Source organism: Myroides albus (assembly GCF_009711045.1).
Lineage (GTDB): Bacteria > Bacteroidota > Bacteroidia > Flavobacteriales > Flavobacteriaceae > Flavobacterium > Flavobacterium album_A.
In genome coordinates, this window is the sequence record NZ_WMJX01000032.1 from 16362 (window position 1) to 28995 (window position 12634).

The 12634-nt window shown below is 34.4% G+C and carries 13 protein-coding genes and 1 riboswitch; of the genes, 10 read left to right on the forward strand and 3 right to left on the reverse strand.

The features are described 5' to 3' along the window. Nucleotides 1-231: 231 nt before the first annotated feature. From GJV76_RS12160 to fabG, 5 genes are all read left to right on the forward strand, one after another. Entirely contained in the window at nucleotides 232-720 is a 489-nt protein-coding gene (locus tag GJV76_RS12160; protein WP_155092887.1) for an RNA polymerase sigma factor, read from the forward strand. Continuing rightward, nucleotides 710-1318 (forward strand): hypothetical protein, encoded by a 609-nt coding sequence (locus GJV76_RS12165; protein ID WP_155092888.1) that lies wholly within the window; start codon nucleotides 710-712, stop codon nucleotides 1316-1318. Before GJV76_RS12160 ends, GJV76_RS12165 begins: the two co-directional genes overlap by 11 nt. Before the next feature lie 226 nt (nucleotides 1319-1544). Then, complete coding sequence (locus GJV76_RS12170; protein WP_155092889.1) at nucleotides 1545-2039, forward strand: hypothetical protein; 495 nt, start codon at nucleotides 1545-1547, stop codon at nucleotides 2037-2039. Between the two features lie 240 nt (nucleotides 2040-2279). Next, a riboswitch (SAM-I-IV-variant riboswitch) is annotated at nucleotides 2280-2384 on the forward strand. A gap of 62 nt (nucleotides 2385-2446) precedes the next feature. Beyond that, nucleotides 2447-3748 carry a Na+/H+ antiporter NhaC family protein gene (locus GJV76_RS12175; RefSeq protein WP_160339118.1) on the forward strand — a complete coding sequence of 434 codons (1302 nt, stop codon included), beginning with the start codon at nucleotides 2447-2449 and terminating at the stop codon, nucleotides 3746-3748. Between the two features lie 68 nt (nucleotides 3749-3816). After that, a complete protein-coding gene (gene fabG, locus GJV76_RS12180; RefSeq protein WP_155092891.1) occupies nucleotides 3817-4563 on the forward strand; it encodes a 3-oxoacyl-[acyl-carrier-protein] reductase in 747 nt (248 codons plus the stop codon). A gap of 80 nt (nucleotides 4564-4643) precedes the next feature. On the opposite strand, the gene GJV76_RS12185 is transcribed toward fabG, so the two are convergent. Further along, nucleotides 4644-5633 (reverse strand): diaminopimelate dehydrogenase, encoded by a 990-nt coding sequence (locus GJV76_RS12185; RefSeq protein ID WP_155092892.1) that lies wholly within the window; start codon nucleotides 5631-5633, stop codon nucleotides 4644-4646. A 224-nt stretch (nucleotides 5634-5857) separates the two neighbouring features. On the opposite strand from GJV76_RS12185, the gene GJV76_RS12190 reads away from it, so the two are divergent. The 3 genes from GJV76_RS12190 (at nucleotide 5858) to GJV76_RS12200 (ending at nucleotide 8089) form a co-directional block, all read left to right on the forward strand. After that, complete coding sequence (locus GJV76_RS12190; protein ID WP_155092893.1) at nucleotides 5858-6397, forward strand: hypothetical protein; 540 nt, start codon at nucleotides 5858-5860, stop codon at nucleotides 6395-6397. Nucleotides 6398-6689: 292 nt separating this feature from the next. Further along, nucleotides 6690-7478, forward strand: a complete 789-nt coding sequence (locus tag GJV76_RS12195) for a class I SAM-dependent methyltransferase (RefSeq protein ID WP_155092894.1) — start codon at nucleotides 6690-6692, stop codon at nucleotides 7476-7478. 62 nt (nucleotides 7479-7540) lie between these two features. Beyond that, nucleotides 7541-8089 (forward strand): putative glycolipid-binding domain-containing protein, encoded by a 549-nt coding sequence (locus tag GJV76_RS12200; protein ID WP_155092895.1) that lies wholly within the window; start codon nucleotides 7541-7543, stop codon nucleotides 8087-8089. Nucleotides 8090-8128: 39 nt separating this feature from the next. Here the strand turns inward: GJV76_RS12200 and GJV76_RS12205 are convergent, their stop codons facing one another. Beyond that, nucleotides 8129-9040 carry a DUF6048 family protein gene (locus GJV76_RS12205; RefSeq protein ID WP_166520720.1) on the reverse strand — a complete coding sequence of 304 codons (912 nt, stop codon included), beginning with the start codon at nucleotides 9038-9040 and terminating at the stop codon, nucleotides 8129-8131. Further along, nucleotides 9012-9530: a DUF6452 family protein gene (locus tag GJV76_RS15730; RefSeq protein ID WP_166520721.1), complete on the reverse strand. Its 519-nt coding sequence runs from the start codon at nucleotides 9528-9530 to the stop codon at nucleotides 9012-9014. Before GJV76_RS15730 ends, GJV76_RS12205 begins: the two co-directional genes overlap by 29 nt. Before the next feature lie 235 nt (nucleotides 9531-9765). Here GJV76_RS15730 and GJV76_RS12210 point away from each other — a divergent pair, with 235 nt between their 5' ends. Together GJV76_RS12210 and GJV76_RS12215 are read left to right on the forward strand one after the other, a co-directional pair. Beyond that, nucleotides 9766-11301 (forward strand): L-lactate permease, encoded by a 1536-nt coding sequence (locus GJV76_RS12210; RefSeq protein ID WP_155092896.1) that lies wholly within the window; start codon nucleotides 9766-9768, stop codon nucleotides 11299-11301. A 210-nt stretch (nucleotides 11302-11511) separates the two neighbouring features. After that, complete coding sequence (locus GJV76_RS12215) at nucleotides 11512-12603, forward strand: aspartyl protease family protein (RefSeq protein ID WP_155092897.1); 1092 nt, start codon at nucleotides 11512-11514, stop codon at nucleotides 12601-12603. Nucleotides 12604-12634 lie beyond the last annotated feature (31 nt).

The following is a 12634-nucleotide window of genomic DNA, read 5'->3' on the forward strand; positions in this document are numbered from 1 at the left end:
AGAACAATCACCTTATCTGGTATATGAAATCAATGAGCAATCATAATCTTAGAGTAGATAAAAGAACTCTAATCGAATTTATTTTAAGCATAGGTTGTAAGTAATCTATGCTTTTTTATTCATTCTCTAAATCAGTTAACATTTCGAAGGCATAGTTAAGTAGATCATTTGTAATTTAGTTGTAACATATTTCCATACTGTGTATCTAAATTACAAAACCAATCAAAAAACATGAGTATGTATAAAGAATTATTTGAGTCGCTCTATGCACACTATTGGCAGCGAATTTATCGATTGGCATTAGGATATGTTAATGATGCGGATTGGGCTAAAGGTATAGCACAGGAGACTTTCGTTAATGTGTGGAATCAGTTGCCCAAGTTTAGAGCTGATTCAGGCTATGGTACGTGGATATACCGGATCGCTGTAAATATCTGTTTAAGACAAATAGAACGGAGTAAAAAAGTAATGTCTGATGAAAGCAAGATAAGGCAGAGCAAAAGTGTAGAGGAGGAGTACAAAGAAACCAATACTCAGATACTCTATCAAGCGATTAGTGAATTAAGTGAGATGAATAGAATTATTATTTCGCTGACTTTAGAAGGGGTGGATCAAAAACAGATTGCTGATGTGACAGGACTTACACATGCTAATGTGCGTACTCGAGTACATCGTATTAAAGAAGAACTATATCAAAAACTCAATAACTATGGAAAGTAATCAAGTAAATTTAGAACAGCTCTGGGCTACTCCGAGAGTAGAACACAGCGATATTAAAGAAGTTTATCAGTCTATAGATACCTATCGTTTAAAGAAAGTAAAGATGAATTGGGCTCTGGCTATAATAGGCGTGTCTACTATAGGCTGGATCATTGGAATTTATATATGGTTATTAGACACTGAGTTTGCTGGAAACTTATGGGTGATTTTGGGATCTCTATGTTGTGGAATAACGATGATGTTGTTTATGTTTAATTATTATCGCTTAAATAGCTTAATGCCAGAATCTATATTAACACAGTCAACAAGTGATTATATTGCGTTGCTAACGAAAGAAAAGAAGCAACAATTACAATTGTCAAAGGTATGGATGAATGTATATATCGTTACTCTCATAACTGGGATAGCTATCTTTACTTATCCGTTTATTGTAAAGATTGATTCTGCAATTGTGGGAGGAAAGAATATTGTATTGATGGGTTATTATATTGTATTAGGGATCTGGGCTGGCGTGAATATGTATGGGAACAAAAAGATGAATACAAAAAAGATAATAAAATTAGAGCAAATGATTAGCTCTCTACAAGCTATTAAATAAGAAAAGTAAAGTCGCTTTAATTGTAGGGATTCTCCCAGCAAAGTCTCGAACGGTAGTTGTTTTTCTGTAATTTACGCTTCCAGTATTGCTTTTTTGAATAAGGTTCTAAATGATTGATGTAGTATCAGATAGTGAAAGGAAAGGTTGAATTATACTTATTAGAAATCTTTTAACTTTTATCTCCTTGTAAATTACAGTAGCTTTGACTTTTTAAAATAGAATAAATATGAAAAAAGTGTTGCTTTCAGCTGCTTTTGTATTAGCTATATCAGTTACTACATTTGCACAATCAACTCCAAAGAATGCCATTGGTTTGCGTTTTGGAGGAAATAGTGGATTAGGTACAGAGATAACTTATCAAAGAAAGTTAGCTAAGAACAATCGATTAGAATTAGATTTAGGTTGGAGAACTCGCCATGATGTAGATGCTTTTAAAGTAACAGGTATCTATCAATGGATGTGGAATATTGATCAAGGATTCAATTGGTATGCTGGTGCTGGTGCTGCAGTGGGAACTTGGAACTATTCTGAAAATATCAGAGGTAAAAGATATTCTGATAATGGTACTTTCGGTTTGGTAACGGGTACAATAGGAGTGGAGTATAACTTTGATTTTCCTCTGCAAATATCATTAGACTTAAGACCTGAAATATATTTGAATGACTCTTATAGAAATGGTCTTTATACTGATTTAGGTTTGGCAGTGCGCTATAGATTCTAAATTTTAAAAACACCTGAAAGCGATTTAAAATATACAGTCATCTTTTACTTGTTAAAAGATGACTTTTTTATTGAAGAGAAGTCGATGTTTGGCCTTTCTTTGAAATAGCTCACTGAAGTAATTAGGTATTTGCAAAAAAAGTGCTTTGTTGAGGTAATGATAAAATGGCGATGTAGATAGCCTTAGAATTAAAATAGAGGGGTGTTTTTGATATTAAAATTTTAAAGGCTATATTTGCACTCAAATTATCAAGAATTTTTTAGTCAAATACTAAAGAATAGCAACCTGCAACAACAAGCAAGGTGCTGCAATCGATAAGCCAGAAATGGAAAAAATGTTGTTTACTTCACAAGTAAGTATTATTTCTATCAGATCTGGCAAGTAATTTGTAAACCTTCAATTATTTAATTTACAGTATGTCAGAGAACAAGTTTTACACTTTTATTCCATTTTTCGTTTTCATAGCCATCTTTTTAGGTTCAGGTATCCTATTGGGCGGATTTTATATGATGCCGTCACCTATAGCTATTTCGGTGGGGATTATTACCGCGTTTTTATGTTTTTATAAAACATCAATGAATGATAAGGTGATATCTCTAATTAACGGATGCGGAGATAGTAAGGTAATTACGATGTGTATTATCTATTTATTGGCTGGAGCTTTCGCAGTTGTAACTAATGCGATAGGAGGTGTAGATGTTATGGTGAATATTGGACTTAGCTTTGTCCCTGTAGAGTACTTGGCAATAGGAATATTTGTCATTGCGTGTTTTTTATCCTTGTCTATTGGTACTTCCGTAGGTACTATTGTTGCGCTTGGGCCAATTGTAGTTGGTTTAGCAGAGAAGTCAGGAACATCTATGGGACTTCTATGTGGTACACTATTAGGAGGGGCTATGTTTGGGGACAATCTCTCGTTGATTTCAGATACAACTATTACTGCGACACAAACAGTAGGTTGTCAAATGAAAGATAAGTTCAGAGCGAATTTTAAGTTGGCTTTTCCAGCGGCAATTGTTACTCTGATAATCCTCGTATTTATGACAGGGAGTGAGAGTACTATTGTTTTTGAACTTGGGGATACAAGTAACTTTTGGGTTGTTATTCCCTATGTCTTAATTATTGTCTTAGCCCTACTGGGTGTACAAGTATTTGTAGCCTTATTTATTGGTATTGTTGTCGCAGGATGTATTGGATTGATGCAAAGTGATTTTGATGTATTGGGATTTGCTAAGTTAACCTACGAAGGTTTTGTATCGATGAACGAAATCTTTTTATTGTCAATGCTTACAGGTGGATTAGCAAAGATGGTAGAAGATCAAGGTGGGATTGATTGGTTGTTAAGACAAATGAAAAAACTGATGAAGTCCCCTAAGGGAGCGGAATTTGGTATTGCTGGTTTGGTATCCTCAATAGGAGTTTGCCTTGCCAATAATACGGTATCTATCCTTGTAGCAGGTAATTTAGCAAGAGATATTGCTACAGAATACAAGTTAGATAGGCCGAGAGTGGCGTCCATTTTAGATATTTTTGCATGTATTGTGCAAGGAGTACTTCCTTATGGTGCTCAGATCTTAATATTATTGGAGTTCACCAATGGGAAGATTGATTATATTGATTTGATGAAGTATTCTTATTACTTTGTTTCTCTGTTAATTATCACTCTTTTTTATATGGTTTTTTTAAGAAAGCGCGTACAAATAGCATAAAATATGAATCAGAAAATACAAATTGTTTATATTTGTCCTTGGTTCAAATACAAAAATTGGATTTACACATGAAATTATTAGAAGGTAAAATCGCTATTATCACTGGTGCTACAAGAGGAATCGGTAGAGGAGTAGCTAAGGCATTTGCAGAACATGGTGCGAATGTTGCATTCACATATAGTTCTTCAGCTCAAGCAGCAGTGGAATTAGAACAAGAATTAGCAGCTTTAGGTGTTAAAGCAAAAGGATATCAATCTAATGCAGCAGAATATGATGCAGCAGAGAAATTGGTAGAGGAGATTTTAAAAGAGTTTGGAAACATTGATATTTTGATTAATAACGCTGGTATTACTAAAGATAACTTATTAATGAGAATGTCTGAAGCAGATTTTGATGCAGTAATTCAAGTAAACCTTAAGTCAGTGTTTAATATGACGAAAGCTGTTCAACGAACAATGTTGAAAAACAGAAAAGGGTCTATTATCAATATGAGTTCTGTAGTTGGAGTAAAAGGAAATGCAGGACAAGCAAACTATGCTGCGTCTAAAGCAGGAGTTATCGGGTTCTCTAAATCAATCGCTTTAGAGTTGGGATCTCGTAATATCCGTTGTAACGTAGTTGCTCCAGGATTTATTGAAACAGAGATGACAGGTGCTTTACCAGAAGACGTAGTAAAAGGATGGAGAGATGCTATTCCTTTAAAACGCGGTGGTACACCAGAAGATATTGCAAATACATGTGTATTCTTAGGTTCTGATATGTCTGCTTATATCACTGGTCAAGTGATTAATGTAGACGGAGGAATGCTTACATAAGATTCACTTCAATATACAATAAAACAAAAGGCTATCTAATTATTAGATAACCTTTTGTTTTTATATAAGCCTTGTAAATTTTACAATAAGTTAGCTCTTAATTCTTCAGCTGATTTTGGAGATAAAGCTCCAAGTGGAATATCAAATACTGTAACTGCTCCAGTATGTCCTTGTTTAGCTTGTTTGTAAACAGCGCGTGAAAAGGCAACTAAAACACTGGCAGTAAATTCTGGATTACTTTCTAAGGTAAGGCCAAATTCGATATTTTGTTTTGTTTGTTCACCAGTCAATCCAGAACGGAATACTTTACCTCCATGAGGCATTGCAGAGTGGTTTGCTTTAAGCTCTTCTTCTGATATAAAGTGCACGGTAGTGTTGTAATCAGCAAAGTAATTAGGCATCGTCTTAATACTGTTTTCTATGACAGATTTATCTGATCCCTCTTGCGCAACAACGTAGCATACACGTTCGTGTTTTTCAGCTGTTGTTAATACTGGGTTTTCCCCTTGTCTAACTCGTTCTAAAGCAGTTTCAATAGGAATTGTATATTGTACCCCCGCTTTTACTCCCTCGATGCGTCTGATGGCATCTGAGTGTCCTTGACTCAGTCCTTTCCCCCAAAAAGTATACGTTTCCCCTTGTGGTAGAATACTCTCACCTAAAACTCTAAGCATTGAGAAGAGCCCAGGATCCCACCCTGTAGAAATAAGACTTAAAGTATGGTGCTCTTTAGCTACTTTATTTACGGTGCTAAAGAATTCAGGAATTTTTGCATGAGTATCAAAACTGTCAACTGTATTAAACCATTGAGCAATATATGGCACTTGCTGAGGTAGATCTGTTGAAGAACCTCCGCAAATAATCATGACATCTACAATGTTTCTATAGTCGGTAATTTTATCTATGTGTACAGCCTTTGCGGTAGTGTCAATTTCTTTAGGATCTCGTCTTGTAAAAATAGCAACGAGCTCCATGTCTTTATTTTGTCTTATTGCAAGTTCAACTCCTTTTCCTAAATTTCCATAACCAACAATACCTATTTTAATAGGGTTATTATAAGCAGTATTCATATTTCTATATTTGTTTTTTAAGTAATGATCTTATTGGTAAATGTGTTTTTCACTCAATAAGGGGCTAATTTACTTAATTCTTTTAGAGTTTGCAGTAATTCTAAAAGAGAAAATAGCGGTTGTATCTTACTTTATCCGAAATCTGAACAGCGCTAAATACTTTGTTTAGATTATAGGTTGTGTGTATTTTTTTGTAAATTTAACAAACTAAAATGGACGCTTGTATGAAAATAGGAAATGACACAATAGGAATTTCTTTAGCAGATAAGATAAAGCTATTTATTTTTAACTTCCTTATATATGTATTGCTAATCTTACTATTGGATTGGTTTTTTGACGGAACAATTAAATCATGGGATGTTTATCTTCTGAAGGGAATTATTTACAGTATATTGTTTACAGGTATCATTTATTTTACTCTAAAAACAATGACCAAAAGAGTTGCTACAAAACTGCAAATACCCTTGGCAGAAGGTGAAGAACTTGAGGCTCATGGCGTAGCAAATATGTTTATTGGGAAAGAAGCAGTTGGTGGGAAATTGGGAATTACTCCCGAAGCACTTATTTTTCACTCTCACAAGTTTAATATGTCAACGGGAACGGTGCGTATAAACTATGATATGATTAAAGCAGTTAAGCCTACCAGGATAATGTGGTTAATTAACACAGGGATCAAAGTTTATTTAAAAGATGGAGATAGCTTTGTCTTTGTTGTTAGCGATAGAAAAGTTTGGTTAGAACTGATTGCAAAAAAGTTGAACTAAGGCGTAGGTATATATAGTAAGGCTACTGAAAGCTTTAGGAAATGGTACATTTCTTAAAGCTTTTTTTTGTCTTTAAGTATAACCTCTTTTGGAAATTAATTCAACAATTTTGTCCTTTTTTGAAGTATTTTGTCATTTATGTATTTTCTTTGTACTTTAAAATAGTAATCATTAAAAAGCAATGTCAATAATGGATATTACAATCTAACATAGTATAATAGAGGTAATCACAGGCATTATTTCTATTAAAAGTTCATATAAGTAAGTAGGACAATTAATTAATAGAAAGAATATGCAAGAAAATAATAAATATACTCAACACAATGAAGCTGCTTGGGATAAACAAGCATTAGCTAATGTTCAATGGTCACAACCTGTGTCAAAAGAAGTGGTAGAAAGAGCCAAACAGGGGGAGTGGGAATTATATGTATTACCAACTCCAATAAACAAAGAATGGTTGGGCAATCTACAAGGTAAAAGAGTTTTATGTCTTGCCAGTGCTGGTGGTCAGCAAGGGTCTGTATTAGCCGCAGCAGGTGCAATAGTTACTGTTTTAGACTTATCTACAGAACAGTTAAATAAAGATAAGTTTGTTGCAGAGCGAGATGGTTTAACCATTGAATTGGTTCACGGAAGTATGACAGATCTATCTATGTTTGAAGATCAGACATTTGACTGTATTGTACATCCTATTTCTAATCACTATATCGAGAGTGTGATTCCAGTATGGAGAGAATGCTATCGCGTATTAAAGATGGGAGGTAGTCTAATTAGCAGTTTTTACAACCCAGTTGTTTATATACACGATAGAGATCAACGCTTTGCCAAGGATCAAGTAATCAAGCCAAAGTATAGAATCCCTTTCGCTGACTTAAAGGATTTTACAGCCGACGAAATTAAGAATAAACAAGATAAAGGGGAAGCTTTTGTCTTTGGGCATTCACTACAGGATTTGATTGGTGGTCAATTAGATCAGGGGTTTGTGATTAAGGCCTATGAAGAAGCTTTTCAACCGAATCCTCGCTTTGTTGTAGATCCTTTTATTCCAACTTTCATCGCTACATTGGCTTTGAAAATCTAATATGAAATCGTTTTTTTTATTGTATCTTGTACTTAGTAATTTGTACGAAATAAGAAAGAAGTATGGATAAAAACACAACATGGATAGGTGAACAACACTTGTCAATTGAACGATGTAAAATCATATCAAAAGAGAATAGTTATCACGTTAAAGGTGAGTTGGTTGGGAATAAAAACAATCAAGTTTACGGCGTGGATTATCAGATTGTCGTGGATGAGAATTGGGAAACGAGATTTTTCTCAATAGAAACACGTACTGGTCATAAGAATAATTTTATTAATGCTCATAAAATTAATGGCTTATGGATGATTGATGAAATGGATCGTCCAGAGTTTAACGAATGTTTAGACATTGATATAGCTATAACTCCTTTTACTAATACAATACCAATCAATCGACTGAAACTTGCTGTAAATGCAACAGCAGAAATTACGGTGATCTATATAGACCCTATTGATGGTAGATTAGTACCGATGTTGCAACAATATACACGACTAAGTGATTCTCGTTATTTCTACAAAAACTTGGGAACTGAATTTGAGTCTGAGATTGAAGTAGATGAAAATGGCATTGTTCTAAATTATCCTGGATTGTTTAAAGCTATCATATAAAAACAAAGCGCACTGTAAAGTGCGCTTTATTTTTATTCTTTATTTCAACTGTTTCTTATTGTTTTCAATCATTTTTAAGTCTTCAGATTGACTACTATTATCTTCAGTGTTCACTTTATTACCTTCCAAATCATATTTTACATCAGATTCTATAGGAGCAGTATTTTTGTGTTTCTTTGATTTATAAAGTGGGATAAAATAGGTGATTGTATAATTAAATCCAACTCCTATAGCTCCACTGTGTTTTTTATTAAAACCGGGAATATAAAGGTTCTCAAATTGATCTGGCTGTTTTTGACTAACTAATCCATTTAACCTTAAAGTAAAGCCCATAAAAACATTGTTAAACATTTTTGCTTGAATTCCCGTGACAAATTCTACCCAATGTGCAGATAAGCCACTAAACTTTTCATTTGGTCTGATCTCTTGATTTGGGAAATAGGGATCTGTAGTATAGATTCTGTACCAGTCTAAAGTCTGTGAGAAACTGCTAAATCCATATCTAAACCCTACAAAAATAGCATTTTCTTCATCTAACCAATTGTCATATACATTGTAGTTCGCTCCTAATCGGATATAGTTACCTTTAGTTGTGAAGCCATACGTACTTTCATTTCTCTCTAACTTATCTGTTCCTATTTCTGCAGCAGCCCACCAATTTTTATTGAGTCGATAATCTCCTGTAATCTCAAAACCCTGATAAGTTTTGTCATAGAATCCACGAGTTAAGCGAAACAAATCTACTCCAACACGCAATCCAAAACGCTGCGGGAATACTGCTGGTGTTTCTTGTTTGGAGGTTATTTGAGGTGTAGTCTCCACGATTTCAATTTTCGTAGGAGGGGCAATACTATCATTTTTACTTTCAATGACTTCTTTCTCTTGTGCAAAAACGGATAAAGCACAAAGAAATATACTTCCTTTAATAATAGATTGTAAAGTGTGCTTCATCTTGATTTAAAATTTCATTTGTTTCTGTAATATACAATTGAATCCAGTTGCCTTCTGTTCTTTCTTTATCTCCATTAAGTAGAGGAGAAGTTCCATCTTGGTTCAATGAGAAAGTAGATACATATCCACAAGCTTTGTTTAAATAACTTGTATTGATTTTGTATTTATAAGTTAAGGTATCACTAAGTACGTAAGTTTCTTCTTGCTCGCGTATTGTTCGAGATAAAACCCAACTTGTCTCCGGTTGATCTAAGCGAAGAGGGAGCACTAATTTATTGCCAGAAGATGCAATCTTTTGTTCTTCAAAACCTAAAGCATAGGCTTCAATGCGCTCTGTACGGGGAATATCTTGATCTTCATAATTGAAAAACTCAATTAAGAAACTCGGTGTAGTTGCTTCTGTTTCAGCGCAAATATCATCTTTCTCACAAGCAACAAAACTTAAGGAGCCTATTAAAATAGCGATAGATGCATATAAAATTCTTTTCATAGATTAATTCAAAGTCTATTTATGATTGCCAAAAATACTAAAAGTAATTCATAAGTCTTTAAAAATATTCTATAAAGGGTTGGCTGTAATTAGCAGTAGAATAAATACTAAAAGAATAAATTATATTCAAAAAAAAGTAAAATATATAAAAATTTCAAAGATAAAATGACATTTTTCCTTATTTTGAAGGATTATTAGAATTATCTTTATAGAGCAAATAAAAAAAGATTGTAAAATGATTGAGAAAATTACAGCACTACAAGTAGTATTGGCAGTGATTCCCATTTTGCTGTTGATCATTCTCTTAGGAGTGATGAAAGTGTCGGGGCATATAAGTGCATTGATCACTTTAATAGCGACCGTACTTATTGGAATATTTGGTTTTGCCTTACCCTTTAGTGATACAGGGGTGGCAATAGCTTATGGAGTAGTCAAGGCTATGTTTCCGATCCTCCTTATTATTTTGATGGCAATTTACAGTTACAATGTTCAAGTACACACAGGTAAAATAGAAGTCATCAAACAACAATTTGCTGCTATATCAGAAGATAAAGCAGTTCAAGTACTTTTGTTGACATGGGGATTTGGAGGTTTGTTAGAGGGAATGGCTGGTTTTGGAACAGCTGTTGCTATACCTGCTGCAATCTTAATAAGTTTAGGATTCAAGCCCATTTTCTCAGCAGTAGCCAGTTTGTTAGCCAATAGTGTGCCTACTGCTTTTGGGGCTGTAGGGATTCCTGTTATTGTCTTGGCAGGTGAGGTGGATATGCTTGAGCAAATCACGAGTATCAGTGCAGATATTGTGGCACAATTAGCCGTCTTAATGTTCCTTGTGCCTTTCATGATTGTAACCCTTTCGAATCCTACTTGGAAAGCTGTTCCCAAGCATTTATTGTTGTCTTTTATTGTCGGAGCTACGTCATTAATTGTACAATATTATGCTGCTATATATATCGGTGCTGAAACTCCTGCAATTTTAGGAAGTATTGCAGCTATTATCGTGATTATATTATTTGGTAAGATTGCTGCGCTAAAACAGAAGCAGCCGAAGAAGGTATTGCCTTTTACTAAAAAAGAGCAGATGAGTGCGTGGAGTGTATATGGGTTGATTTTAGCTTTGGTGTTAATTACAAGTCCCTTATTTCCTGTTTCTACGTGGTTAAAAGCAAATGTGAGTATTTTTCAAAGCACCTTTAATTTTGAGATATTAGGGCAAGTTAAGAAACTGGGTGTTTATTGGTTAACCGATACAGGAGTATTAATTTTTATCAGTTCTGTCATTGGTGGATTGATACAGGGAGGTACTTTTAAGGGGTTAATGAAGTTATTGGGGGATACCGCTATTCAAATACAGAAAACGGTTCTGACGGTTTGTTGTCTTATTGCTCTGTCAACGATTATGGATGTATCAGGAATGATTACAGTATTGGGAGTAGCTTTGGCTACTGCTACAGGAGCATTCTATCCTTTCTTTGCTCCAGCAATTGGTGCAGTTGGTACCTTCCTAACGGGAAGTGATACGTCTTCTAATATTTTATTTGGTAAGTTACAAGGGTCAGTTGCCGATCAAATTGGCGCAGATAAGGGATGGCTTGCTGCAGCGAATACCACAGGTGCAACAGGTGGTAAAATTATCTCTCCTCAGAGTATAGCTGTAGCAACCACAGCGTGTAATGAACAAGGAAAAGAAGGACTAATACTCAAAAAAGCAGTCATCTTCTCCTTGCTTTATATTATTATAGCTGGCGTTATTGTGTATTTGGGGAGTTAAGTATAGAAATTAAGAGCCAGTAGGATTACACATAATCTTGTTGGATTAATTTAATAAGCATTTTAGACATTTTAGAGGAGAATTACTCGAAAGAGTAATTCTCCTTGTTTATTTTATATTCTTATTAATTAAAGTATTATTAAAATGTGAGAAAAGGTATAATTTATTATCTTGATATGCGTTAGTACAAGTATTAATTAGAAAAAATTAATGAGAAATAGATTTGCTTTTATTATAGCTTTTAGTGTGCTATTGTCGTTTGTATCAGGTTTTGCACAAACAATTCGATTGCCTTATCACGATAAAGGAGGCTGGATGCTCGTGGATTTAAAAGTCAATAATAAACCGATGACTTTTCTATTTGACACAGGTTGGGATGGCTTAGCTATTCGAGGTAGTCTGTTGGAGGATTTCTATTCAGGGGGACATATCGGGGTTGTAGATGCAAATAACGTAGCTAAACAAGTGGAAGTGATCCACGTTGATAGTATGAAGGTGGGGAATTATACCTTTCATCATTTGCCTTTTACTGACTTAGAACACTTTCCGATGTTGAAGGATCCTATTTTTGACTGTTATCAGATAGATGGGATTTTAGGTAATGTGATCTATCAAGACAAAATCTTAGAAATAGATCCGGTAAAGAAAGAGATTATTCTACAAGACTTTAATCCAGAAGTAATAGATAGGCTATTACAAGGAGGGTTCACGGAGGTAAAGAATCTAAATATGGGCTATTCTCCTCGTATGATTATTCCTGTTAATATTAATAATTTAGAGCGTTACTTTTTATTAGATACAGGAGATAATAGCTATATCAGCATGAGTCTTGACAAAGACATACTAAAGACATTAGACAGGGACAAAGCTAATAAGTATTTGACTACTGGAAGTGTAGGTGCTTTTGGAATGGATGAATCGCTAAACTACACTTTGGTTTCCAATGGGAATACAATCACTATAGGAAAGCACAGTTTTAAAGAGGAGGAAATCACCATGTCTTTAAGCGAAAATACTTATCAGTTAGGCGTTGAGTTTATCAAGCAATTTCACTTGATTTACAGTCCGAATCGCGGTACTTTATTCTTAAAGAAAGTACAAGATACTAATGTAATCTCTACTTTAGAAAAAGTAGGGTATGGGATTGCATATATCGAAGGACAATATCGCATAGCTGCTATAGGTGAAAAGAACAAAAAGGTAAAGTTAGGAGATGTAGTGTTGGAAATGGATGGTGTATCGATGAGTAATCGCTGTGATTACCGAAAGTATATTCAGAATAAGAAAGAGGCTCTGTTTTGACCCCTATAAACCTAGAGTATTTTTAAATTTT